Source organism: [Bacillus] enclensis, from assembly GCF_001456935.1.
GTDB classification, from domain to species: Bacteria; Bacillota; Bacilli; order Bacillales; family Bacillaceae_B; genus Rossellomorea; species Rossellomorea enclensis.
In genome coordinates this window covers 890,409-916,290 of sequence record NZ_KQ758482.1, presented here as the reverse complement: position 1 = coordinate 916,290, position 25,882 = coordinate 890,409, and the positions used below count along the sequence as shown (strand labels likewise).

26 protein-coding genes are annotated in these 25,882 nt (G+C 44.1%); 25 read left to right on the top strand and 1 reads right to left on the bottom strand.

Annotated features, from left to right (window positions below; genetic code table 11):
- Positions 1 to 57 precede the first annotated feature (57 nt).
- The 11 genes from AS034_RS04595 to AS034_RS04545 all read left to right on the top strand — a co-directional run bounded on the left by AS034_RS04595 (position 58) and on the right by AS034_RS04545 (position 10,518).
- Positions 58 to 1,362, top strand: a complete 1,305-nt coding sequence (locus AS034_RS04595; protein ID WP_032087823.1) for a pyrimidine-nucleoside phosphorylase — start codon at positions 58 to 60, stop codon at positions 1,360 to 1,362.
- Between the two features lie 548 nt (positions 1,363 to 1,910).
- Positions 1,911 to 3,077, top strand: coding sequence for a D-alanyl-D-alanine carboxypeptidase family protein (locus AS034_RS04590; protein ID WP_058297669.1), 1,167 nt, complete (start codon positions 1,911 to 1,913; stop codon positions 3,075 to 3,077).
- A gap of 115 nt (positions 3,078 to 3,192) precedes the next feature.
- Entirely contained in the window at positions 3,193 to 3,543 is a 351-nt protein-coding gene (spoIIAA, locus tag AS034_RS04585; RefSeq protein WP_032087825.1) for an anti-sigma F factor antagonist, read from the top strand.
- 2 nt (positions 3,544 to 3,545) lie between these two features.
- Positions 3,546 to 3,989, top strand: coding sequence for an anti-sigma F factor (spoIIAB, locus tag AS034_RS04580; protein WP_058297668.1), 444 nt, complete (start codon positions 3,546 to 3,548; stop codon positions 3,987 to 3,989).
- Between the two features lie 12 nt (positions 3,990 to 4,001).
- Positions 4,002 to 4,763, top strand: coding sequence for an RNA polymerase sporulation sigma factor SigF (sigF, locus tag AS034_RS04575; protein WP_058297667.1), 762 nt, complete (start codon positions 4,002 to 4,004; stop codon positions 4,761 to 4,763).
- 517 nt (positions 4,764 to 5,280) lie between these two features.
- Positions 5,281 to 5,901 carry a stage V sporulation protein AA gene (locus tag AS034_RS04570; protein ID WP_032087828.1) on the top strand — a complete coding sequence of 207 codons (621 nt, stop codon included), beginning with the start codon at positions 5,281 to 5,283 and terminating at the stop codon, positions 5,899 to 5,901.
- Positions 5,891 to 6,313 carry a stage V sporulation protein AB gene (locus tag AS034_RS04565; protein ID WP_032087829.1) on the top strand — a complete coding sequence of 141 codons (423 nt, stop codon included), beginning with the start codon at positions 5,891 to 5,893 and terminating at the stop codon, positions 6,311 to 6,313. Before AS034_RS04570 ends, AS034_RS04565 begins: the two co-directional genes overlap by 11 nt.
- 43 nt (positions 6,314 to 6,356) lie before the next feature.
- Positions 6,357 to 6,926, top strand: coding sequence for a stage V sporulation protein SpoVABEA (gene spoVAEA / locus AS034_RS04560; protein ID WP_032087830.1), 570 nt, complete (start codon positions 6,357 to 6,359; stop codon positions 6,924 to 6,926).
- On the top strand, positions 6,919 to 8,394 hold the full coding sequence (locus AS034_RS04555) for a spore germination protein (protein WP_032087831.1): 1,476 nt from the start codon (positions 6,919 to 6,921) through the stop codon (positions 8,392 to 8,394). Before spoVAEA ends, AS034_RS04555 begins: the two co-directional genes overlap by 8 nt.
- Before the next feature lie 77 nt (positions 8,395 to 8,471).
- Positions 8,472 to 9,776 carry a diaminopimelate decarboxylase gene (gene lysA / locus AS034_RS04550; RefSeq protein WP_058297666.1) on the top strand — a complete coding sequence of 435 codons (1,305 nt, stop codon included), beginning with the start codon at positions 8,472 to 8,474 and terminating at the stop codon, positions 9,774 to 9,776.
- 388 nt (positions 9,777 to 10,164) lie between these two features.
- A complete protein-coding gene (locus AS034_RS04545) occupies positions 10,165 to 10,518 on the top strand; it encodes a GNAT family N-acetyltransferase (protein ID WP_032087833.1) in 354 nt (117 codons plus the stop codon).
- 32 nt (positions 10,519 to 10,550) lie between these two features.
- Here AS034_RS04545 and AS034_RS04540 read toward each other — a convergent pair whose 3' ends face one another.
- Entirely contained in the window at positions 10,551 to 11,072 is a 522-nt protein-coding gene (locus tag AS034_RS04540) for a DUF309 domain-containing protein (protein ID WP_058297665.1), read from the bottom strand.
- Positions 11,073 to 11,405: 333 nt separating this feature from the next.
- Here AS034_RS04540 and AS034_RS04535 point away from each other — a divergent pair, with 333 nt between their 5' ends.
- The 14 genes from AS034_RS04535 (at position 11,406) to AS034_RS04470 (ending at position 25,814) form a co-directional block, all read left to right on the top strand.
- Positions 11,406 to 12,170, top strand: coding sequence for a segregation/condensation protein A (locus AS034_RS04535; RefSeq protein WP_058297664.1), 765 nt, complete (start codon positions 11,406 to 11,408; stop codon positions 12,168 to 12,170).
- Positions 12,157 to 12,747 carry an SMC-Scp complex subunit ScpB gene (scpB, locus tag AS034_RS04530; protein WP_032087836.1) on the top strand — a complete coding sequence of 197 codons (591 nt, stop codon included), beginning with the start codon at positions 12,157 to 12,159 and terminating at the stop codon, positions 12,745 to 12,747. Before AS034_RS04535 ends, scpB begins: the two co-directional genes overlap by 14 nt.
- A 154-nt stretch (positions 12,748 to 12,901) precedes the next feature.
- Positions 12,902 to 14,056 carry a D-alanyl-D-alanine carboxypeptidase family protein gene (locus AS034_RS04525; protein WP_141687684.1) on the top strand — a complete coding sequence of 385 codons (1,155 nt, stop codon included), beginning with the start codon at positions 12,902 to 12,904 and terminating at the stop codon, positions 14,054 to 14,056.
- The gene (locus AS034_RS04520) at positions 14,049 to 14,642 is read left to right on the top strand and encodes a nucleoside recognition domain-containing protein (RefSeq protein ID WP_032087837.1); all 594 of its coding nucleotides are present in this window, start codon (positions 14,049 to 14,051) and stop codon (positions 14,640 to 14,642) included. The genes AS034_RS04525 and AS034_RS04520 overlap by 8 nt, the downstream gene beginning before the upstream one ends.
- Positions 14,643 to 15,173 (top strand): spore maturation protein, encoded by a 531-nt coding sequence (locus tag AS034_RS04515; protein WP_058297663.1) that lies wholly within the window; start codon positions 14,643 to 14,645, stop codon positions 15,171 to 15,173.
- A 602-nt stretch (positions 15,174 to 15,775) separates the two neighbouring features.
- On the top strand, positions 15,776 to 16,507 hold the full coding sequence (locus AS034_RS04510; protein WP_032087839.1) for a pseudouridine synthase: 732 nt from the start codon (positions 15,776 to 15,778) through the stop codon (positions 16,505 to 16,507).
- A 219-nt stretch (positions 16,508 to 16,726) separates the two neighbouring features.
- Positions 16,727 to 17,257 carry a thiol-disulfide oxidoreductase ResA gene (resA, locus tag AS034_RS04505; RefSeq protein ID WP_032087840.1) on the top strand — a complete coding sequence of 177 codons (531 nt, stop codon included), beginning with the start codon at positions 16,727 to 16,729 and terminating at the stop codon, positions 17,255 to 17,257.
- 40 nt (positions 17,258 to 17,297) lie between these two features.
- Complete coding sequence (gene resB / locus AS034_RS04500) at positions 17,298 to 18,935, top strand: cytochrome c biogenesis protein ResB (protein ID WP_032087841.1); 1,638 nt, start codon at positions 17,298 to 17,300, stop codon at positions 18,933 to 18,935.
- A gap of 27 nt (positions 18,936 to 18,962) precedes the next feature.
- Entirely contained in the window at positions 18,963 to 20,138 is a 1,176-nt protein-coding gene (gene ccsB, locus AS034_RS04495; RefSeq protein ID WP_032087943.1) for a c-type cytochrome biogenesis protein CcsB, read from the top strand.
- 116 nt (positions 20,139 to 20,254) lie between these two features.
- A complete protein-coding gene (locus AS034_RS04490) occupies positions 20,255 to 20,971 on the top strand; it encodes a response regulator transcription factor (RefSeq protein ID WP_032087842.1) in 717 nt (238 codons plus the stop codon).
- The gene (locus AS034_RS04485; RefSeq protein ID WP_058297662.1) at positions 20,968 to 22,749 is read left to right on the top strand and encodes an ATP-binding protein; all 1,782 of its coding nucleotides are present in this window, start codon (positions 20,968 to 20,970) and stop codon (positions 22,747 to 22,749) included. Before AS034_RS04490 ends, AS034_RS04485 begins: the two co-directional genes overlap by 4 nt.
- A gap of 213 nt (positions 22,750 to 22,962) precedes the next feature.
- Entirely contained in the window at positions 22,963 to 23,517 is a 555-nt protein-coding gene (gene sigX, locus AS034_RS04480; protein ID WP_032087844.1) for an RNA polymerase sigma factor SigX, read from the top strand.
- A complete protein-coding gene (locus AS034_RS04475) occupies positions 23,489 to 24,733 on the top strand; it encodes a GerMN domain-containing protein (protein WP_058297661.1) in 1,245 nt (414 codons plus the stop codon). Before sigX ends, AS034_RS04475 begins: the two co-directional genes overlap by 29 nt.
- A gap of 313 nt (positions 24,734 to 25,046) precedes the next feature.
- Positions 25,047 to 25,814: a peptidoglycan DD-metalloendopeptidase family protein gene (locus tag AS034_RS04470; RefSeq protein ID WP_074439949.1), complete on the top strand. Its 768-nt coding sequence runs from the start codon at positions 25,047 to 25,049 to the stop codon at positions 25,812 to 25,814.
- The last annotated feature ends 68 nt before the right edge of the window (positions 25,815 to 25,882 follow it).

Sequence of the window (25,882 nt, the reverse complement as noted above, 5' to 3'; positions counted from 1 at the left end):
TATCGATTCTCCCTGTAATAGGGAAAACTAAAATCAATAGAAGTGGGGGAACGAAAAATGAGAATGGTAGATCTTATTGAAAAGAAGCGCGAAGGCAAAGAACTGACAACGGAAGAAATCCAATTCATTATAAATGGGTATACAGACGGGACCATCCCTGATTATCAGGTGAGTGCCCTGACGATGGCAATCTTTTTCAAGGATATGAGTGAAAGGGAACGTGCTGATTTAACGATGGCGATGGTCGAGTCTGGAGATCAGATTGATCTGTCGGCAATTGAAGGAATAAAAGTAGACAAGCATTCAACAGGCGGCGTCGGTGATACGACGACTCTTGTACTTGGACCACTGGTAGCATCTGTCGGAGTGCCTGTAGCGAAAATGAGCGGCCGCGGACTTGGTCATACCGGCGGGACGATTGACAAACTTGAAGCAGTAGAAGGCTTTCACGTAGAGATTGAAAACGACGAATTCATCCGTTTGGTGAATAAAAATAAATTAGCCGTCATCGGACAAAGCGGAAATCTAACGCCTGCGGATAAAAAACTTTATTCATTGCGAGATGTGACTGCAACGGTCAACTCCATCCCGCTGATCGCAAGCTCCATCATGAGCAAGAAAATCGCAGCGGGTGCAGATGCGATTGTGCTTGATGTCAAAACAGGTGCAGGAGCGTTCATGAAAACACTTCAGGACTCTGAAAACCTTGCAAAAGCGATGGTGAACATCGGGAATAACGTCGGAAGAAAAACAATGGCAGTCATCTCTGATATGAGCCAGCCGCTTGGATTTGCAATCGGGAACGCATTGGAAGTTAAAGAAGCGATCGACACCCTCAAAGGTGAAGGTCCGGATGACTTGACCGAATTATGTTTGACGCTCGGAAGTCACATGGTTTTCCTAGCCGAAAAAGCTTCATCATTAAAAGAAGCAAGGGAATTATTGAAAAAAGCAATCGAGGACGGCTCAGCCCTTGAAAGCTTTAAGGTTTTCCTTGAATCACAGGGAGGGGATGCTTCTGTTGTCGACGATCCATCCAGGCTGCCTCAAGCTCAATTCAAGGTTGAACTTCAAGCGAAGGAAGACGGCTTTGTATCAGAAATCATCGCAGATTCAGTGGGTACGGCAGCGATGTGGCTCGGAGCCGGAAGGGCGACCAAGGATTCAGTGATCGATCTGGCAGTGGGACTTGAGCTGCGCAAGAAAATCGGCGATGAAGTAAAAGCCGGTGAATCCCTCGTTACCATTTACAGCAACCAGGAAGATATTGAAGATGTAAAAAATAAACTGTATGAAAGCATCAAGGTCTCTTCTGAAAAAGTGGAAGCTCCGACATTAATTCACACGGAGATCACAGATTAATCATTAAAATTAAAGCCTTTGTGAAAGGATCATTCCTTTTGCAGGGGCTTTTTTTGTTGTTCAGTGATCAAGTGGGATGAGGGTGGGAATTCCCTTATTTTTACAAACGACGGAATTATTTGCAGAATTAAAAGATTAACGCGGAAAATTGAAAGATTAATGGGTAAAATTAAAAGATTATCGCCCTGAATTCGAAGATTAACCTGCCAAATCGAAAGATTCCTTCAATCCACCTTAAAAAGGCCTCCCTAAATCAGCGCTCGAAACCTCAAACAACGATAAATCCAGCATCCAGTATGCTTTGATCATGCCTGACGTGCGGATTTCAATCAAAATCCATTAAAAATGAAGAAATCAACAGATCATTTCGATTCGACTTAAACCCTCTGCTTCAAAGAAAAGCTGACGGAGCTTTTTTGTAAATAGCAAAAGAGTTAATACTCCGTCTTTTATAATTTCTATTTTATTTGTATAAAAATGGTTCCGATGGAAAAAATGGTTCTATAAGTATTGATTAAATTGAGAGATTTAGATTGGAGGACAGTTAAATGAAACGTGTTAGTTGTATAATGGCAGCATTCATTCTAATAGCGTCACTATTCCCTTCACTTGGTTTTGCACAGGAAAATAAATCGGAACTCGCTCAGGCTGCGAAGTCTGCTGTTTTGATTGAACGGGACACAGGGGCTGTTCTATATGACAAAAACAGTCATGAAAGGCTGGCGCCTGCTTCGATGACGAAGATCATGACGATGCTTTTGATCATGGAAGCACTGGAAAATGGGCAGATCAAATGGGATGACAAAGTCCGTACGAGTGAATACGCCGCTTCTATGGGCGGGTCTCAGATCTTCCTCGAGCCCGGGGAATCGATGACGGTCAAAGAGATGCTGACCGGTATTGCGATCGGGTCGGCAAACGATGCGTCTGTAGCGATGGCCGAGCATATTGCGGGAAGCGAAGAGGCATTCGTGGAGAAGATGAATAAAAAGGCAAAAGAGATCGGGTTGAAGGATACACAATTCCAGAATCCGACCGGTCTTCCTGCAAAGGATCATTATAGTTCTGCACATGATATGAGCATGATGGCTAAAGAATTGCTCAAATATAATGAGATCACAAAGTTTACCGGCACTTACGAGTCCTACCTCAGGGAAAACACTGAAAATAAATTCTGGCTCGTCAATACGAATAAACTGGTCCGTTTTTATGACGGAGTGGACGGGTTGAAAACAGGTTTCACAAATGAAGCGAAATACTGCCTGACTGCGACGGCGAAAAAAGGGAATATGAGGGTCATTGCAGTCGTATTCGGTGCCTCCACTCCCAAAGAGAGAAACAGTGAAGTGACAAAGATGCTTGACTATGCTTTCAATCAATATCAGACCAAACCGATGTTCAAGAAAGGCGAACAGCTTTCACAGGTGAAAGTATCCAAAGGGCAGGAGAGCAAGGTGCAGGCGGTGACCGACGAACCGATCTCCATCCTTGCCAAAAAAGGCGAAAAACTTGATAAGGTCGAACAAAAAGTGACACTGTCCAAAGACTTAAAAGCCCCTGTTAAAAAAGGGGATAAGGTGGGGACACTTGTGATTAAGAATAAAGGGAAGAAAGTCCTCGAAAGCGAGCTTGTGGCCAAACAGGATGTAAATGAAGCAAGCTGGTGGCAGTTATTCAAGCGTTCCTTCGGGATGTTTACGAAAGTTGGTAACTGACGCGAAAAAAAGCACTTATCCTGGCGAATTTCTTCTAGTTTTGTCACAGAGAAGGATATCTGCAGCATAATAGCGAAATGACTCACTATACGACAGAGAAGGAGGCTTTCTGATAGTGAGTCTTGCTATTAACCTGGAAGTGAAAAAAGATGTGTTGTGTATACGTCTTAGTGGAGAACTGGATCATCATACGGCAGAAGAATTAAGGGAACAATCTTCAAGGATTATCGAAAGTGAAAATATCAAACATATCATTTTGAATTTGGAAGAACTCGGCTTCATGGACAGCTCGGGGCTGGGTGTCATATTAGGGCGATACAAACAAATAAAACAAAAGCATGGAGAAATGGTGGTTTGCGCAATTTCCCCTGCAGTCAACCGATTATTTGAAATGTCCGGATTGTTTAAGATCATCCGTCTTGAACCTTCCGAAGAAAATGCATTACAAAGATTGGGGGTCGCCTGAATATGAGAAACGAAATGAACATTCAATTCAGTTCCCTGAGTCAAAATGAATCGTTTGCCCGGGTGACTGTCGCATCTTTTATCGCGCAGCTGGATCCGACTATGGATGAATTGACTGAAATCAAGACAGTGGTCTCTGAAGCAGTCACGAATGCCATCATCCACGGGTATGAAAACAATCCAAGCGGGACCGTCTATATCTCGGTCATTATGGAAGAAGATGGATTCATTGATATGACGATCCGGGATGAGGGAGTCGGCATTGGAGATGTGGAAGAGGCAAGACAGCCTTTATATACGTCCAAACCTGAACTCGAACGCTCGGGAATGGGCTTTACCATTATGGAAAATTTCATGGACGAGGTAGAAGTGTCATCACAACCGGGTACAGGCACCACTGTTAGATTGAAAAAGCACTTGACCAATAGTAAAGCGCTATGCAATTAAGGAGTCGTGCCTATGGATGTCGAAGTGAAAAATGAAAAATCCCAGCCTTTTTTGAAGGATCATGAAGTGAAGGAACTCATCAAGCAGAGCCAGGCGGGTGATCAGACTGCACGGGATACCATTGTGCAGAAAAACATGAGACTCGTATGGTCAGTGGTGCAGCGTTTCCTGAACCGGGGATATGAACCGGATGATCTGTTCCAAATCGGCTGTATCGGGCTGCTGAAATCAGTGGATAAGTTTGACTTAAGCTATGATGTGAAATTTTCGACGTATGCCGTTCCGATGATCATCGGCGAGATCCAGCGCTTCATCAGGGATGACGGTACCGTGAAAGTAAGCCGTTCCTTGAAGGAAATGGGAAATAAAATCCGTAAGGCAAAGGATGAACTCTCCAAAAAGTTCGGGAGGGTGCCGACTGTGGGTGAACTCGCAGAGCATCTGGAATATTCGGTCGAGGAAGTGATCATGGCCCAGGAAGCAAGCAGGGCCCCTTCATCGATTCATGAAACGGTTTATGAAAATGACGGGGATCCCATCACCCTGCTCGACCAGATTGCAGACAATGCGGATCATAAGTGGTTTGATAAGATCGCACTTAAGGAAGCGATAAGGGAATTGGATGACAGGGAGAGGTTGATCGTATATTTGAGGTACTACAAAGACCAGACCCAGTCTGAGGTTGCCGAGCGGCTTGGAATATCGCAGGTGCAGGTATCCAGGCTTGAAAAGAAAATCCTGCAGACCATGAAGGAACATATGTATACAGAATGAAATGAGGCTAGGACAAAAGTGATTTAGTCTAAGTAAAACCCGAACTAATTTGCATGAGATAAGGCAAATTAGTTCGGGTTTTTAATTTCTTCATTGCTTATTTAGGGTTTAGCTCATTCAGCGGTTGATTGGAGTGCAAGACGAAGACTCCTACAAGAAAAGCGGAAGGGCTTTGTTCAGAGGCGTGTGGCATAAGACGAATCGGCCACGAAGGCGTTCTTTGCCTTCTTGGTCGGTTTGGCTTATGACATGTGCCTCTAAGCCCTGTAGCTGGACAGTTTCCTCTCGAAGTTTGAGGAGGCTACCCGCGGAAAGCGAAGTCTTGCACGGAAATCATGAGCGTTGTTTAGAGTACACTCTATAATGTTCGTCTTTAGACATGGGATTTTAGATTTTGTTCCAGCTTCTTTGTTGCTTTATCCATACATATCGGGGTTCTTCGCCCTTACATAAATTATTTCCGTTTAACCATACTATTGGTACGAGGGGAAAATCATGTTTTCAGGAAGTGAACAGCATGGAAGGAATTGTGTACATTCGGCTGAGGCATCGTGTTCAAGTAAAGTCAGAAAGTCTAGTCAATCTCGGTCAATTGGCGCAGATCATCGCTCCTGATGGGCTGCTTGAGGACCTGAAACGTATAAATATCCACCAGGTGGCTCCTTCTGACCGGAATATCATTGTCATCGATATCATGACTGTGATCAGCAGGGTCTCTATGCATCATCCCGGGTTGGAATTCCAGACGATCGGGCCTGCACAGAGCATAATAGAAGTCATTTATGAAAAGAAGAAGGTCTCCCTTCCGTTATTCGCAGGCGTATGGCTTCTGTTGTTCATAGGTGCAGCAATGGCCATCATGAATTTTCATGAAGATGTGAGTATGAGGGAAGTCCATCAGACACTGTACCATTTCATTACAGGTGAAGTGGACCCGCATCCGCTCATGTTCCAGATTCCATATTCATTTGGACTGGGTCTCGGTATGATTCTATTCTTTAATCATATTTTCCGTAAGAGGCTGAATGAAGAACCGAGCCCGCTGGAAATAGAAATGTTCAATTACCAGCAGGATCTCGATCAATACGTAATCATGAATGAAAACAAAGAAAGTATGAAGAGATTAGATGACGATTAGTGTGATCCTGACCCTGTTTATTGGTTTTGCTGGTGGTTTGGCAGTGGGTTCCGGCTTTGTAGCCTTCTTGACGGTGCTTGGGATCATTCCGAGACTGACGCAACTGACAAAAACGATGAAGATGATCCACTATTACGAGATTGCAGTCATAACAGGGGCCCTGGCAGGAGGGTTCATCAGCCTTAATAATTACACGATGCATCTGAATCCCTTGATTCTGATCCCGATCGGACTTGCAAGCGGGGTATTTATCGGTCTTCTGGCAGCTGCCTTGACAGAAGTCCTGAATGTATTTCCCATCCTTGCCAAGAGGATCGGGATAGAAGGGCAGATTGTAGTATTGATCATGGCGATTGTCTTTGGAAAGATATTCGGTTCCCTTTTCCATTGGCTCTATTTGGTTTATCAGTGACCAATCAATCAGAATAAACGAGAGTGCAGACAGGGGTTTTTTTATGAGTGAAAAAAGATACGTGATTCTTATAACAGATGGGGATGAATATGCAAAAAGAGCAATTGAAAGGGTGGCAAAGGACTATGGCGGCCGCTGCATTTCCAGCTCGAAGGGGAATCCTACCGTCCTGCCCGGCCCTGAAATTGTGAAGCTCATAAAAAAAGCGAAGAATGACCCTGTCTTTGTCATGTTCGATGACAGCGGCTTCATCGGTGAAGGAGCCGGTGAGACAGCGTTGAAGTACGTGGCCAATCACTCTGATATAGAAGTGCTGGGAATTATAGCCGTTGCGAGCAAAACGCGACAGGCTGAATGGACCAGGGTGGACGTGTGCATTGATAAATTTGGTGAACTGACCCCATATGGAGTCGATAAATTCGGGGTCCCTGAACTTGAAATGGGAAGGATGAACGGCGACACCGTTTACTGCCTGGATGAATTAGACGTACCCGTCATTGTCGGAATCGGCGATATAGGGAAAATGGCGAAGAGAGACGATTATTCACAAGGAGCTCCCATAACGAAAAAAGCAGTGGAAATCATCTTTGAAAGGAGCGGTTATCATGGGTGAAATAAGAAAAACGCCAATTCCAAAGGACGTTGCTGTTTTGGAAGAATACATGCAGAAGCATGTCGGATTGAATAAAAGCTTCGACCTTGGCGTCAGAAAGTTAAAGATACTGAAGAAGGATGTTCAGATATACTATATCAACGGATTGACCGACGCAGGCTATATCATTGAAATAGTAGAAGAACTCGTCGGTATCAATGATCATGAGCGTCAAACAACCCGGTTATTTGAGATTGTACATAACCGGCTTGTCCATCAGTCGGTGGAACCGGTGAAAACGATCGAGGAAGCAGTCGATGAAGTCTTATCGGGACTAATCGCGGTAGTGGTGGAAGGATACTCGGAAGCATTGATTGTCGATGTGAGGAGTTATCCGGGCAGACAGCCGATGGAACCGGATACTGAAAAGGTTGTACGCGGTTCCCGTGACGGATATGTGGAAAATATCATCATCAACACTGCGTTGACCAGGAGGAGAATAAGGGATCCGAGATTAAGATTTGAAATCTTCAGGATCGGGGAAAGGTCGAAAACGGATATATCGATAGCTTATATAGATGACGTGGCCAATCCCAGTTTGATCGAAGTAATCAAAACGGAATTAAAAAACATCAAGATCGATGGTCTGACGATGGCTGATAAAACGATAGAAGAATTCCTCGTGAAACAGGGGTATAATCCTTATCCGCTTGTACGCTACACGGAAAGGGCGGACGTAGCGGCCACTCATCTATTGGAAGGGCATGTCCTGATATTTGTCGATACTTCCCCAAGTGTCATCATCACTCCGACGACGTATTTCCATCATCTTCAACACGCGGAGGAATACAGGCAATCCCCTGCTGTTGGTACATTTGTCAGATGGACGCGGTTCTTGGGCCTGCTGGCTTCATTGTTCCTTCTGCCTCTATGGTATTTGTTTGTGCTTGACCCGACCCTGCTGCCGAATGGGCTTGAATATGTCGGTCCCAATGAACAGACGAATATCCCGATCATCGCTCAATTATTCATCGCAGATCTTGGGGTGGAAATGTTCAGGATAGCAGCCATACACACTCCGACTCCGTTATCTACCGCAATGGGTTTGATCGCGGCGGTGCTCATCGGGCAGATTGCCATAGATGTCGGCTTGTTTCAGCCTGAAGTCATCCTTTATGTAGCAGTGGCTTCAATCGGGACTTTTGCTACACCAAGTTATGAACTGAGTGTTGCCAATAAAATTGCAAGATTATTCCTCCTGGTGGCAGTGGCATTCTTCCATATTCCGGGCCTTGTCATCGGCTGCACCCTTTACGTTCTGTTTGTCGCAAATATTAAATCGCTCAACACTCCTTATTTGTGGCCGCTGCTTCCTTTCCATCCTAAAGCGTTCATGCAGATCCTTATCAGGAGGTCAGTGCCGGGTGCGAAAATCCGTCCAAGCATCGTCCAGCCGCGCAATAAATACAAACAGCCGGCAAAATCGTAAGAATATTGCAACACCTCTTGATCTGTGTTAAATTACTTTTAATCAATAAAGGATCAAAGAGGGGAATGAGTCGTTTCATGCATCTTCATGGATCAGCAGAAATCAGTCATAATGGACATTTAAAGATAGGCGGGGTAAGTACGATCGATCTTGCGAAACAGTACGGTACCCCCCTGTATGTCTATGATACAGCCTTAATAAAAGAAAGAGCGAGAGGATTTAGAAAGACATTCAAGGAACTTGGTGTTAAAGCGGAAGTGGCATACGCAAGTAAAGCTTTTTCATGCATGGCAATTTTCCAGTTGATGAATGAAGAAGGACTATCCCTGGATGTGGTATCGGGCGGAGAACTTTATACGGCTCTAAAAGCAGATTTCCCTCCAGAACGGATCCATTTTAACGGAAACAATAAATCACGGAGTGAACTTGTGCTGGCTGTTAAAGAAAAGATCGGCTGCATTGTGGTGGATAATTTTTACGAACTTCAGCTCCTTTCAGAAATCACGGGTGAAATGAAGAGTAAGACAAAGGTGCTGCTAAGGGTGACCCCGGGTATCGAAGCACATACGCACGACTATATCCTGACTGGTCAGGAAGATTCGAAATTCGGCTTCGATCTGCAGAACGGACAGGCGGAAAAAGCCATGAAGCTATCGCTTGAATCAGAATACATAGAGCTGCTGGGGCTTCATTGCCACATCGGATCACAGATCTTTGAGACCACGGGTTTCATTCTTGCGGCAAGGAAAATGATCGAAAAAGCTGCTGAATGGAACTCCCTTTACGGCTTCGTCCCTGAAGTCATTAACCTGGGAGGGGGCTTCGGCATCCGATACACTCAGGAAGATGATCCCATTGCACCATCGCAATATGTTAAAGAAATGATCCTTGCAGTTAAAGAGGAAGTTTCCAGGACCGGGATGAGCATGCCCGAAATCTGGATTGAACCAGGACGGTCGCTGGTCGGTGATGCAGGTACAAGCTTATATACAATCGGATCGAGCAAAGAGGTGCCGGGCGTACGTAAGTACCTCGCCATCGACGGAGGGATGAGTGATAACATCCGTCCGGCTTTGTACAGGGCCAAATACGAGGCGCTCATAGCCAATAAGGCGGATGCCGAACCGGAGGATACCGTTTCGATAGCAGGGAAATGCTGTGAATCGGGTGATATGCTCATTTGGGATCTTCCCCTCCCCGATGCAGAAGCAGGGGATCTGTTGGCCGTCTTCTGCACAGGAGCGTATGGCTACTCGATGGCAAACAACTATAACCGCCTTCCGCGTCCCCCTGTCGTATTCGTTGAAAACGGAAAATCAAAACTGGTCATCCGCCGGGAAACCTATCGGGATCTCATTAAACTGGATGAATCCCTGACTTAAAAGAAAAAGCAGTTTGAAAGTTCTTGGGGACTTTCAAACTGCTTTTATCCTTTAAATATGGTTTAATATATGTACAATGAACAAAGACCAAACTGAACATATTATAGTGAAGGTGAAGAATACCATGAAGCTGAAAAACGGAATGTTGTTCCTGATATTATTGTTTCTCGGACTCTCAGGCGGGCTGCTCTACTGGTTCGTATTGAATTGAAATGAGATAAAAGCAGGTTGAATTACCGATTTAATTTTAGTAAGATATATACATTCATCTTATTGACGTGATTCTATTCTTGAACGGAAATCAATTTTCATTGATTTAAAAATTATTGTTTTTGTCTATAATGAATAGAAAAGCCATTATAGAGACAAAACGTAACGAGGGGTAATTATGTTAATTCGGTATAAAAAGGCATTCGAAAAGATTGCAATGGGTCTATTATCTTTCATGCCAAACGAAAAAGATTTGAAGAAGCTTCAACAAACCATGAAACAATATGAAACAGAAGACAATTGGCAGCTTTTCTTATGGAAAGAAGAAGATATTGTCGGATTAATCGGAGTGTATAAAACAGACAGCACGCTGGAAGTCCAGCATATATCTGTCAACCCTTCACACCGTCATGAGGGGATCGGAAAAGCAATGGTAAAGCAGTTGAAGGAAATGTATGCGGAGTCGATTGTAAAACCAAGTTCAGAGACGGCCTCTTTTTTCGAAAGATGTGACGAAGAGAATATCGTTTAATAATAGCAAAGAGACTAACCGGGAGCCTGCTTCTAAGTTAGTCTCTTTTTCTTGAGTGCGTTCAGTCTATCAGTGATGACAGGGGTACGGTCCCTCATGGAATGCCGGTGGATCAGTTCCTTATTCGACAGGTCACTCGGCATGCACCATGAAAATCCTTCCTTCCTGCAAAGCTCTTCGGCTTCTTTCAAAAGATCCGTATCTTTAATTGGAAGGTCGATGCTCTTATATGGCACGCTTCCGTTTATGTTATGCATTGTTTCTTCAAGGATAAGCAGTAACGCGGTAGACTCCAATCCAAGCTTTTCGAGCTCTTCCTTTTTAGCGCTCAAATTTCTCAAAGCTTTTGAAAGCATTCTTCCGGCACCCTGAACATTGTTCCTTCTGTAATGATAGAGCCCGACAGCGAGCTGGATCAGTCCCACCCAATGAGAAGAACGGTTTGCAGGGTCAACCTCTTTCCAATACTCCTCCAATACCTCATGACACTCAAAATAATCCCGGTTTCCATGGAAATAAACAAGATATTGAAGATATGCTTGAGGATAAGTCATCATATCCCTCCTTTTCGACTAGTTTATCATATATTCTATACTCTTTTAAAAATCCCTGATATTGCATATTAACAATCTTTTACCTGTTCTAGCAGTTGATTGGAGTGCAAGACGAAGACTCCTGCGGGAAAAGTGGCCGATGTGAGACCCCGGAGGCTCACGGGTCACCCGCGGAAAGCGAAGTCTTGCACGGAAATCAACTGCGGTTTAAAGGCTGAATTCAATGTACAGAGGCGCTAAGGACGATTCAAAAAATTACTATTGGAGAATAGAGCCTAATCTACTATACTTATAGAAGTAGCTAAACAGGAATGAATAGAAACTGGTGATAAAGTGGAATACAATGTCAAGATCGATGCGTTCGAAGGCCCACTCGATCTTCTTTTGCATCTTATCAATTCTTTAGAAGTCGATATATATGATATACCGATGGCTCAGATCACGGAGCAGTATTTATTATATGTACATACGATGAAAAACCTTCAGCTTGATGTGGCGAGTGAATATCTGGTCATGGCCGCGACCCTTCTTGCCATCAAGAGCAAGATGCTGCTGCCAAAGCATGAGGATGGACTTGAAGACGAAGATATAGAGTTCGAAGAGGAAGACCCGCGTGATGAATTAGTGGAAAGATTAATTGAATACAGGAAGTTCAAGGAAGCTGCCATTGAACTTAAGAGCCGCGAAGAAGAAAGGGGCCAGGTATTTACCAAACCTCCGAGCGACCTGACGGAATATGCAGAGGAATCTGAATCAAAGGATACTGAAATTCAAGTTTCATTATATGACATGCTTGGTGCTTTTCATAAATTGCTGAGACGGAAGAAAATCCAAAGGCCCACTCAGACAAGAATAACAAGACAGGAAATCTCAATTGAGAAGCGTATGGATGAAATCATGAGCAGTTTAAAGAAAGTGAAAAAGAGGACAACGTTCACTTCACTTTTTCCTTACGATGACAAAGAGCATCTGGTCGTGACATTCCTTGCTGTATTGGAATTGATGAAGAGAAAGCAGATCGTCGTTGATCAGGAAACGAATTTTAAGGAAATATTTGTAGAGCCATGTGAGGAGGCTGGACTTGTTGGACAACAATAAATGGAAAGGAATTCTGGAGAGTCTCCTTTTTGCAGCGGGCGATGAAGGGCTATCTTTGAAGCAAGTCTGTTCGGTCCTTGAACTGAACGAAGAGGAAGTGTATGAAACGCTTCAGGAACTAAAGAAAGACTATGAAGAGAATGAAGACCGGGGAATTTATATGACAGAGCTCGCAGGGACATTCCAGCTTGTGACAAAGAAGTGCAATGCCGATTATCTCAAAAGACTGGTGGAATCCCCGAACGTCAGTTCACTATCACAGGCTGCTCTTGAGACTCTGGCCATCATTGCTTATAAGCAGCCGATTACAAGAGTTGAAATTGAACAGATCAGAGGAGTCAAAACAGAACGGCCGATCCATACCCTTACTTCTAAAGGTCTCGTAAAGGAAGTGGGGAGAGCGGAAGGGACAGGGCGTGCATATTTGTTTGGCACCACCAAGGAATTCCTTGATTATTTCGGTTTGAATAATCTCGATGAACTCCCTCCTCTTCCGGAAAACATAGAAGAGGACTTTGCAGAGGATGAGGCAGATCTGTTTTTCGAAAAGTTCCAGGAAACAATATCAAATGAATGATATAGAAAGAAGTTTAACACGGTGATAGCCATTCGCCGTGTTTTTTTATTGCTCTCAAAGTCTTGAAAGTTCAGGTTTCATTCATAATGCACCTTGTCCTGCATAAACTTGTACAAACACTTCAAGTAAGTTAAAGGGGTAGATGATTGTGGGCATGAAGAAAACGAAATTTTACATATATTATATGCTTGTATTTACTTTATTGTTTGTCATGGTTTCGAAGGAAGTCCAGGCTGCTCCTTCCGTAAGTGCTCACAGGGCAATCCTGATGGACGGTGAAACGGGAAGGATATTGTATGAAAAAGATGCCCACAGCAGGAGCAGGATTGCCAGCATCACCAAAATCATGACGGCGGTACTGGCGGTCGAGTCCGGCCGGATGGATGAAGAAGTAACGGTGTCTGAGAACGCTTCAGGGACGGAAGGCTCATCGCTTTATTTGAAAGCGGGGGAAAAGATAAAACTTGAAGATCTGGTATACGGATTGATGCTCAGGTCCGGCAATGACTCTGCAGTCGCCATCGCTGAGTTCGTTGGGGGGAGTCTCGAGGGGTTTGTGCATTTAATGAATCAAAAGGCGGCTGAAATCGGGATGAAGGATTCGCATTTTTCAAATCCGCATGGACTTGATGATCATGAAGATCACTACTCGACTGCTTACGACATGGCTCTGTTGACAAAGTATGCAATGGAAAATGATTTATATAAAAAAATTGCCGGGACGAAAGTTCATACCGCACCAAATCCTGAAGAAAAATGGGATCGGAAATGGAAAAATAAAAATCGGCTGGTGACAGAACTTTATAAATACAGTACCGGGGGGAAGACGGGATATACAAAACTGGCAAAAAGGACCCTTGTCTCGACCGCCTCCAAAGATGGTGAAAATTTAATCGCCGTTACGCTCAATGCTCCTGATGACTGGAACGATCATATCGGAATGTTTGAATACGGATTTGAACAGTTCGACTACAAAATTGTCCTTGAAAAAGGGGACATCGCAAAATTTGATGATGACTTTTATAAGGGAAAGGTGTTTGTAAAACGTGATGCGATCCTTTCACTGCAAAGCGGAGAGGAAGATTCGGTCAGGATCGAATATAAAATGCTGAAACCAAAAAAGGAGTGGAAGGAATACAGAAATGTTCCGGAAGTAGTGGGCAAAGCGGTCATTTATTTGGGGAATGAAGAAGCGGAAGCCCTGCCGGTATACTTCAAAAAGGAAAAGGAACCGGTGAAAGAGAAGAGCTGGTGGAACTTTTGGTCATATTCGATAGAAACCTTCCTGGGAGTAAATCAAAATGGTTAATCTGATCTGGGTTGGGATGACCATAATCGGACTGGTGTTTGCGATCATCAATGGAAGAATGGAAGAGATTAATGAAGCAATTTTCAATTCTGCCAATGAAGCGGTGACCCTTTGTATCGGATTAATCAGCGTACTGGTATTCTGGCTGGGGATCATGAGGATCGCGCAGGAAGCCGGGCTGCTTGATAAACTGGCAAGACTGTTCAGACCCTTTGTAAAACGACTTTTCCCCGAGGTTCCTGATAATCATCCTGCAATGGGATATATCCTGTCGAATATGATTGCGAATATGTTCGGTCTCGGCAACGCTGCCACCCCGCTTGGTATAAAGGCCATGGAGCAGCTGAAAAAGCTGAACGGCGGAAGCGATTCTGCAAGCAGGTCGATGATCACATTCCTGGCGATCAATACTTCCAGTTTGACGATCATCCCGACGACCGTCATCGCAATCCGGATGAAATATGATTCCGCTTCACCCACCGAAATCGTCGGACCGACATTGATCGCCACCATGATATCGACGATTGGGGCAATATTGATAGACCGATATTTTCATTACAGACGCACTCGTCGAGAGGTGAAATAGATGCAATGGATATCGACAATTTCGCTGTGGCTCATACCAGTCATGATTGGATTTATATTAATCTATGGAACTCTGAAGAAGGTCGCCACCTACGAAGTCTTTGTAGAGGGCGGCAAAGAAGGGGTTAAAATCGCCATCTCCATCATTCCTTTTTTAATTGGAATGCTTGTTGCCATCACGGTATTCAGGGAATCGGGAGCACTGGAGTTCTTTGTAGGGCTCATCCGGCCTGCGCTGCTTACTTTAGGGATCCCGCCTGAAATTGTCCCTCTTGCCATCATCAGGCCGATCTCCGGAACCGCGGCACTGGGGATGATGAGTGATATCGTTGCAGCCTACGGACCGGATTCCTTCATCGGTAGGCTTGCATCCACACTGCAGGGAAGCACCGACACGACACTCTATGTCCTGACCGTATACTTCGGGGCTGTCGGCATCAGAAAAATGGGCGATGCCCTCAAAGTGGGACTCCTCGCAGACCTCGTCGGCATAGCAGCAGCCATCTTCATCGTCACCATCATGTTCGCATGACTTATTGGAGGATTGCTGCAGCTTGTTAGCTAACTCTTATGATTATGATACAATCAAAAGCGGTATTTGAGCTTTATTTATAATTGACAAGACAAACAGGCTGGGACAAGTGATTTAATCCCGAACTAATTTGCGTGCAATAAGGCAAATTAGTTCGGGATTTTAATTTGTATAGTGATCATTGAGATTAGCTCTTTCCAGCGGTTGATTGGAGTGCAAGACGAAGATTCCTGCGGGAAGAGTAGCTTATGTGAGACTGGTCCAGCTGCGGGGCTTAGAGGCACATGTCATAAGTCAAATCGGCCAAGAAGGCAAAGAACGCCTTCGTGGCCGATTCGCCTTATGCCACCCGCCTCTGAGCAAAGCCCCTCCGCTTTTCTCACCCGCAGGAACACAGTGACGAGGAGGCTCACGGGCTACCCGCGGAAAGCGAAGTCTTGCACGGAAATCATTAGCGGTGTTTAGAGCCCGCACTAGGTTTTTCGGCTTTTGAAAGTAGTTTTAAATTTTCGCGAAGCTCATTTAGCCTTTCTATTTTGTCTCGATTATGTAATAATTCATGAAGACAACCGTATTTGAAAAACATGATGAGGTGAAATACCGTGGAACGTTTACAAAAAGTGATTGCACACAGCGGCGTTGCATCACGACGCAAAGCTGAACAATTAATCATAGAAGGCAAAGTGAAAGTGAATGGCGCAGTCGTCAAGGAGCTCGGAACAAAAGTGTCCGCCTCCGATAAAGTCGAAGTGTCCGGCGTCCAGATCGAAAGAGAAAACAAGGTATATTACATGCTGTATAAGCCGCGAGGAGTCATTTCTGCAGTGGCGGATGACAAAGGCCGTCAAGTGGTGACGGATTTCTTCCCGGAAATAGAGGAAAGAATCTATCCCGTCGGCCGTCTTGATTACGATACATCAGGTCTGCTGCTCCTCACAAATGATGGAGAGTTTGCCAATCTGCTCATGCACCCCAGCAATCAGATAGAAAAGACCTACGTAGCCCGCTTGAAAGGCGTCCCTCCCAAGTTCAAAATCAGGGAGCTGGAAAAAGGCATCAAACTAGAAGACGGCATGACTGCACCAGCAAAGGTGAAAGTGCTCAGCATCGATAAAAAACAGGACAAGTCAATAGCCGAAATCACCATACATGAAGGAAGGAACCGCCAAGTCCGCAGAATGTTCGAAGCGATCGGTTTCCCTGTCCAAAAGCTGAAAAGGGAAAGATTTGCTTTTCTTAGCCTTCATGGTTTGAATGCAGGGGAAGGAAGAGAATTGACGCCTCATGAAGTCAAACAGCTGAGAACGCTGGCAGAAACCGGAAGCATCCGGTAAGGACGTGAAAGTGTCACATATCATTCATATATTGAAGCTTCTGAAATAATGATAAATGTTATAATGAGAAGGGAATTTTCCTTGATGTCCAAGGTGAATTCCCTACATAACGATAACGGAGCAATTTGTAGGGACTGATCTAATAATCAGGCCCTTTCCTGTTGTTAAGAGTATCATATCCAAATGTGAGAACGATTACATTGGTGGAGGGATTACAAAGTGAATAAAAAAAAACGCAGACTGCTCATACGCACTATCATCCTCATAGTGCTCGCCGCTGCAGTCGCCTATACGCTGTACGCTAATTTTACGAAGGACGAAAGAGGGCAGATCCAGGCAGGGGATCAAGCGCCTGATTTTGTACTCACAGATATGGATGGCGAAAAGCATAAGCTGTCCGATTATAAAGGACAGGGCGTATTCCTGAATTTCTGGGGAACATGGTGTAAACCCTGCGAAAAAGAAATGCCGTATATGAATAATCAATACAAAGAATTCAAAGACAAAGGCGTACAGGTTCTCGCAGTGAATGTAAGCGAATCTAAATTTCTGGTCAACCGCTTCATCTCGAAACACGGACTAGAATTTCCTGTAGTCATCGACAAGAATGGTGATGTACTGAATGCGTATGGAGTGGATCCGCTCCCTACAACATTCCTCATCAACCCCGATGGGAAAGTGGAGAGAGTCCTAACAGGCACCATGACAGAAGAAGACGTCAAAAAGTATATGGAAAGCATCCAACCATAGTGTCAACAGAGTTCGAACTTAACGTAAGGAGTTTTATTTTATGAAAGAAATAAAATGTGAATGCGGACACGTCAATCCTATAGGCACTATTCTCTGTGAATCCTGCGGACGTGCGCTTACATCAGAAGCCAAAAAAGAGAAGCTTCATGACATGCGTTATGAAGGCAGTGCAAGAAGGTCCCAGACGTATAATAAATCGATTGTCGACAAAGTGTGGAACTTCTTTTCTTCCGTGAAGGTCGGGGTCTGGCTGATTATCATCACCTTGATTGCTTCAGCCGTCGGAACGATTTTCCCGCAGGAGCAGTACATTCCATCGGTTCTTCCGCCGGATCAATTTTATGAAGAAGTATATGGATTTGCAGGGGAACTTTATTACACCCTTGGTTTCCACGATCTCTACGGATCCTGGTGGTATCTCCTGCTGATTGCTTCAATAGGAGTATCATTGGTCATCTGCAGTCTTGACCGGGTCATACCCCTTCACAGGGCGCTAAAGACCCAGCGTGTTTCACGCCATGAAAGCTTTTTGAAGCGCCAGCGTGTATATGGATTGACAAAACCGGCAAATCTGGATGGTAACCTTGAGAAAATAAAGAAAAAACTCGCCGAAAAGAAATTCAAAATCCGCGAAGAGGATGGAAACATCCTGGCAGAGAAGAATCGTTTTTCAAGATGGGGTCCCTATGTCAATCATATTGGTCTGATCATCTTCCTCATCGGCGGGATGCTCCGGTTTGTCCCGGGGATGTATATAGACGAAACAGTATGGATACGTGAAGGTGAAAAGAAAGCGGTCCCGGGTACTCATGATGAGTACTATCTCGAAAATAAAGAATTCACTCTTGAAAACTATGACGACAAGGATAAGGAAGTCTTTCAGCAAACGATTCAAAATACCGGAACGATTGCGAAAAATTATCAATCCGATGTTGTCCTGTACAAAGAATCCGAAGACGCCCTTCCTGGTGAAGAGGCAGAGTTGAAAAAAGAAAAAGAAGACTCGATCAAAGTAAACCACCCATTGAAATTCGAGAATTTTGCAGTTTATCAGACCAGCTATAAACTGGATGAATTCAAGTCTATGTCATTTACTTTTGATAACAAAGAAAGCGGAAAGACTTTCGGTGAATTCACCGTCGATCTCTTTGACCCGAAGGACAAATATGAATTCGGGGACGGATACAGTATTGAGCTGATGGGCTACTACCCTAATTTCACAGGGTTTAATGAAAATGGGGAACCTGTTTCCGACAAACCTGTTCCTGACAATCCTGCATTCTTATTTAAAATGTTCTCTCCTGATAAACCAGAAGGAGAAATCAGCTTCGTTGGAATCAGAAAAAACCTTGAACCTCTCGGCGAAAATGCATTTAAAGTCTCGTTTGCAGGTGTGGAAACCCGTGATGTTTCGGCACTGACCGTCCATAAAGATCTGACATTATGGATTCTTGCGCTGGGTGGAGCTATATTTATGATAGGAGTCATTCAAGGCGCTTACTGGCATCACCGCAGATTCTGGTTCAGGAGAACAGGGGATGGTAGTTTAATAGTTGCCGGCCATACAAATAAAGGCTGGTTCGGTTTGAAAAATGAATTGAAAACAATCCTTGAAGGAACCGATATAGATATGCCTGAAGACCAGCAAGAAAAGAAAGAAAAGGACAAGGAAGAGTAAGGAGGAACAAGGATGACAGCGACCTCAATGGCTGAGTGGAGCAGTAATCTGCTCTATATCGCCTTTATTATGTATTTAGTAGCGACTTTATTTCTTGGCGGCAGCATCCGTCAGAAAAATACGGAAGAAACAAACCAGAGTAAATGGGGGCTCATCGGAATCGTCATCACCATTATCGGTTTTGCTTCCCAGCTCGGCTTTTTCTTCCTGAGATGGGCTGTAGCCGGGCACGCCCCGGTAAGTAACCTGTTTGAATATACGACCTTTTTCGGAATGACCCTGGTAGGGGCGTTCATCATCATTTATTTCATTTATAAGAAGACGATTCTCGGGGTAGTTGCCTTGCCGATTGCATTGTTGATCATCGCATATGCCAGCATGTTCCCTAAAGATATCAGTCCGTTGATTCCTGCACTTCAAAGTGACTGGCTGAAGATCCATGTCACCACTGTTGCCGCAGGGGAAGCGATTCTCTCAATCAGTTTCGTCGCAGGATTGCTTTACTTGCTCAAATCAGTAGACCATACAAAAAAGAACAGGCAGTCATTCTGGCTTGAGGCAGTCATGTACGGAATCATAGTAGTCTTTGGATTCATCGTGGCCTCGACAGGATTCACCTTATCGAATTATGAAGCCACTTTCAATTATGTGAACCAGCAGGATCAGGAAGCGGTCTCAAAGTATACACTGCCTGCAATCGTAGGTCCGCATGAAGGTGAACTGGTCACTAAAGGGGCGATGGAACCATTGGCGGAAATGCCGGGGGTGATCAATGCCAAGAAACTGAACACGGTGATCTGGTCATTCCTCACAGGAACCATCATTTATCTGATATTGCGCCTGATATTCAGGAAGAAAATCGCAGCCAAGCTTCAGCCGGCTGTCAGGAATATTAATCTGGACCTTATGGACGAAATCGGTTATCGCTCCGTCCTGATCGGGTTTCCGGTATTTACACTGGGCGGGTTGATCTTTGCGATGATATGGGCTCAAATTGCCTGGACAAGGTTCTGGGGCTGGGACCCGAAAGAGGTTTGGGCGCTTATCACATTCTTGTTCTATGCCGCGTTCATGCATCTCCGCCTTTCTAAGGGTTGGCATGGAGAAAAGTCCGCGTGGCTCGCTGTTGTTGGTTTCGCGATCATCATGTTTAACCTGGTCGCTGTAAACCTAATCATCGCCGGACTGCATTCATACGCATAATAAGAGAGTGTAAACGGGAGGCTGACGAAACGGGAATTAAATTCTCTTTGAGTCAGCTTCTTTTTTGAATTACAATAAGGATAATAGTGAAGCAAATTAAAAAGGGGGATATACCTGTGGAAGAAAGCATTCGGATATTGATAGTGGACGATGAAGATCGCATCAGGCGATTACTTAAGATGTACTTAGAACGTGAAAATTATCTCATTGATGAGGCGGAAAATGGGGAAGAAGCGTTACATAAAGCCCTTGAAAATGACTATGACTGCATATTGCTTGATATCATGATGCCAGGCATGGACGGAGTCGAAGTCTGCAAGCATCTTCGTGAAACAAAATCGACACCTGTGATCATGCTTACAGCGAAGGGTGAAGAAGTGAACAGGGTGCAGGGGTTTGAAGTGGGGACGGATGATTATATCGTGAAGCCATTTTCCCCAAGGGAAGTAGTGCTCAGAGTGAAAGCGTTATTAAGGCGCTCTTCTAAAACCAACTACATACAAACCGAAACCAAGGCGAAAGATCTGGTTGTGTACCCTCATCTGACGATTGATAATGATGCCCACCGGGTCACTGCAGACGGGATGGATGTTAATCTCACTCCAAAAGAATATGAACTTCTATACTTCTTGTCAAAATCACCGGATAAGGTTTTCGATCGTGAACACCTTCTTAAAGAAGTGTGGCATTATGAGTTTTTCGGGGACTTAAGGACAGTGGATACCCACGTAAAAAGACTGAGGGAAAAACTGAATAAGGTATCCGAAAGTGCAGCCAAGATGATCGTCACCGTCTGGGGAGTGGGATATAAATTCGAGGTTACAAATGAATGAGGCTTTGGCGCAGTGTTGTAGGGAAACTTTGGGTCACCATTCTGCTTCTCGTGTCATTCGTCCTTTTTATCTTAACGATACTGCTACTGGAATTCTTCCAAAATTACCATGTTGATGAAGTAAAGAAAGAACTGACGAATACAGCGGAAAAAGTCGCCAGGGTGGTTGAGAACCATAAAGATTTAGACCTGGGTATGGAACTTGGAAAAGAAATCATAGATGAACCGGTCAATATCCTCATCGTCCTTGATAATGATAAGACTGTTTACTCCGACGATTCCAAGGGGATTCACCGTGAGATTCAAAACCTGATCATGAAAGACAAAGAGTTACAGCGGGTATCTGATAAAAAAACGATCAAAAAAGAATTTGAGCTATCCCCCGATTCCTCTGATAATAGATATGAAAATATCATAGTGGTCGGAACACCTCTGCACCTGGACGATCGGGACGGATCGGTCTATTTATATCAGTCGCTGGGCGTCATAAAGGACACTACAAGGCAAACGACCAGGCTGATCCTCCTTGCTGCAGGGATCGCGATCATCTTGACGACCATCTTTGCCTTTTTCCTTTCCACCCGTATCACAGCCCCGTTAAGGAAAATGCGGGAAGCGGCCTTTGAAGTGGCAAAAGGTAAATTTGATACGAAGGTACCGATCCTGACGAAAGATGAAATCGGTGAATTGGCAACCGGTTTTAACCAAATGGGAAGGCAGCTTAAATTTCATATTAATGCGCTCAGTCAGGAAAAAGAACAGCTTTCGAGTATACTGAGCAGTATGGCAGACGGTGTCATCACGTTTAACCGCGACGGAACGATCCTGATTACCAATCCTCCTGCAGACCGCTTCCTGCAGCAGTGGTATTACGAACAGAGCGACATGGGGGATGAACCGATTCCGACCTCAGTAAGGCAGCTGCTCCAAAATGTTGTGGTGACGGAAACTGAACAAACCGGTGAAATTTCCCTTCAGGGGAGATCCTATGTCGTGATTGTCAGTCCTCTTTACAATAATAATACCATCAGGGGCGCTGTAGTGGTTGTACGTGACATGACTGAAGAGAGAAGGCTGGATAAACTGCGCAAGGATTTCATTGCGAATGTCTCACATGAACTCAGGACCCCGATTTCCATGCTTCAGGGATACAGTGAAGCAATAGTCGATGATATCGCGGAATCTGAAGAAGAAAAAAAGGAAATCGCACGCATCATTTATGATGAATCCCTCAGGATGGGCAGGCTCGTGAATGACCTTCTCGATCTTGCACGTATGGAAGCCGGACATATCCGGTTGAATAAGGATTCTGTGCCGATCAAGCGGTTCATGGAAAGAGTGACAAATAAATTCCTCGGGCCTGCAAGGGATAACTCTGTGTCGATTTACTTCATGAGTAACGTTGACAAGGACAGGGAAATGATCATGGATCCCGATCGTATCGAGCAGGTATTGACCAACCTTATTGATAACGCGGTAAGGCACACGCCGGAAGATGGAACGGTCACCGTTTCATTGACAGAAGAAAAAGGCGGTTTTCTATTTCACGTCAAGGACACAGGGTCAGGAATACCTGAAGAGGACATACCTTTCGTCTTTGAGCGATTTTATAAGGCTGATAAGGCAAGGACCAGGGGTAAATCCGGGACAGGACTGGGGCTTGCCATCGCAAAGAATATCGTAGAAGCCCACAAAGGGCATATACAAGTCCACAGTAAACTGAAACATGGGACAACATTCACGTTCTTTCTACCTTTTCAGCCAGAAATCGATGAATAAACGCAACATAGCTTGAAATTGAAAGAAATGTGACGATAAATCTTGTTACATGGGAAACAATTTTCCCTAAAGAGAAGTCAACAGTAGACACCTTGATAAGCAGGTAATACTGTTGACTTTTTTGGGTAACTGTAGAATTTTCATTGAAAATCTGTTGGATTCTGTAACGTTTTTTCAAAATAATCGACTAATCAGTTGACGGGGAGGGTTAATATGAACTCCGTTTTTGACGAATTATATACAAAGTATCATCAGGATGTATTTAATTTTTTGATCTATATGGTGCATAACCGGCAGCATGCAGAAGATCTCGTACAGGAAGTCTATATACGGGTATTGAAGTCTTACCAGAATTTCGAAGGGAAGAGCTCTGAAAAAACCTGGTTGTTTTCCATAGCGAAAAATGTGGCCGTTGATCATTTCAGAAAACAAAAAAATTGGAAAAACCGCATTCTTGAAAAATTTGACTGGGGTCGGAGTGATCTGGCTTCCGGTGAAACACTTCCGGAAGAAATCGTTTTAGCAAACGAAGAAATTCAAGAGATGTACCACTGCTTGAAGGAGTGTTCGACTGACTATCGCCTTGTAATTATCATGCGTTATCTGCAGGACTTATCGATCAAAGAAACTTCAGAAGTATTGGAGTGGTCTGAAAGTAAAGTGAAGACGACTCAGCATAGAGCATTGAAATGGCTTAAACAAGAAATGACACAGCGGTTGAGGAAGGGGGATGAAAACATTGAAGAAATCAGACTGGAACGACCGTGAAGTGGAAGACTTGCTTAAAAAACTTCCGAAGCTCAATGATGATCGAACCCGCTCTTTGATTTATTCAAAAGTAGAGAAAGAAAGAAGGGCGCCGGGCAGATTTAAAAGATATGTACCGGTCATTGCGGCGCTTGCAGCCTTGTTCATCGTTGTCCTGCTTGCTCCGTCTCTTATTACACAAATGTCAGGTGAAGACAGCGCGATGGAGGGGGCTTATTCCACTGATTCTTCCGCAGGGGATTCCAAAGTTGCTGAAGATCCTCCTTCTGCTGAATCCAAGGCTGAAATAACCCGTGATGACGGATCCACAGAGGAAAACCAAATGCAAATGGCCGAAAAAAGTGATAAGGATAATAAAGAGTTCACAACTTTGAAGGAAGAAGGAAAACATGAAAGGCTTTCTTTGTTCGAAGAGGATATTGACGGCAAGTATTACTATTCCTATGGACTTGTGTCATCAGACGCGATAGCTGTACCAGTTTCAGTTCTCGCTTCTGCCGAAATGGAGGAGAAACAGACGGACTGGGTTGAGCAATATGAAGACATCTCCAGAAAGCTCCCGGAGAAAGAGTGGGGATTTCAAGACTATTTCCCGATCAAGGGAGATCTTTCGCTTAGTGAAAACAAAGAAAATGTTTTACTGACATTGGAAGATAATCACCCTTATAGCGGAAGCAGTGCAGTGGAGTCCAACTTTTATCAATCGCTGTTATATTCATTTGAGGACCGGGGGGTGAAGGGAATCACCCTGCTGACGGAAGATGGAAGCGCCCCTGAATTCAGCCACTACGGCAAATTGCCGTCGATTCCGCTTAACCGGGCTATGCATCGCCCATTTTATAGTTATTCTCCTGATGGAAAGGGAAGATATTTGGTTCCTGGCAGTTTAAGCGGGGGAAATATAAAGCAATCGATCGCTGCCATGAAAGAAACGCCATCTGATCTATATCAGAGTGTGATACCTGAACAACTCTCGGTCAATGTTACAGAATCTGATGATGGGGTGATTGTGACGTTCAGTGAAGAACTGGACTTACATTCAATGAAGGAGCAATCCGCACAGGAACTGATAGAGGGAATACTCCTTACCGCCAAGAGTTCCGGTTATCAAAAAGTTCTATTCCAAAACATCCGTCAGGAAACCTGGAATGGATTTAACTTTACAGAGCCTCTGGAAACTCCTTTGGCACCTAACAAAAAAAACCTGAATGAATAGAGTGAATCAAAAGAGACTGGAACAAAAAAGTGATTTAGTATAAGTAAAACCCGAACTAATTTGCATGAGGTGAGGCAAATTAGTTCGGGTTTTACTTTGTTCATTGTACATTTATGGTTAAGCTCATTCAGAGGCCTCTAAGCTTTATGTTTTGTCTCAACCTCTTTTTCCTTTGCATAAAAAATCTTTTTCAAGACAAACTAGCAAAAGGGAAAATTTCTCATATCATATTTTCGGAATGATATACATATAGTAATAAGTATCGGATTTCCCGGCTCGTGGAAAGTTCCAGAGTACCTTGAGGAGGACAAGCATGCTTTTAGATTATGCAAGAAGATTATTAATCGTTTTACTTTTGGCTTTATGTGTAAGTATCATGTTCCTAACCGGTAAGGAAGCAAAAGCCATGGATCAAAACACTGAAGATAAGTGGATTTTTCCAGTGGACGGTGTAATCACTGATTTATATGGAACCCGGGCAGGCACTCATAAAGGGATGGATATAGGAGGGGCGGCCGGCTCCCCTGTATATGCCTCCCTTGGAGGGATCGTGAGCAAGTCGTATTATTCAGAAAGCTATGGACACGTTGTGTTTATCACTCATGAGAATGGATATGAAACGGTATATGCTCATTTAAATGACAGAAGTGTTGCTGAAAATGATGTGGTGACATCAGGTGAACAAATCGGCCGTTTGGGAAATACAGGCAGGTCCACGGGAGCCCACTTGCATTTTGAAGTTCACCAAGGTGAATGGACATTGGACAAAAAGAATGCAATAAACCCTTTTGACATTTTTGGAGAGGGGGAAATCGGACAGCTCGTCTTTGCCAAAGGTCAGGGTCCGTATCAAACATTTGAAGCATCGGTAAACGTCCATCCTGCTGATCAAAAAGCAGCAGAAAAGAGGAACGTAATCGAACGTGAAATCATACATATTGTTAAAGAAAACGAAACTTTATGGGGAATATCACAAATTTACGGATTATCTGTTGATCAAGTAAAAGTGTGGAATGGAATGGATGCAAAAAGTAATGTCATCTTTCCTGAACAGGAGCTTAGAATCAAGGTTGGAAGTTGATTGCTTCGAATTCGAAACATTCTCCTTCCCAATTTAATGACTTTTATGTATAATGAACATGTATAAAA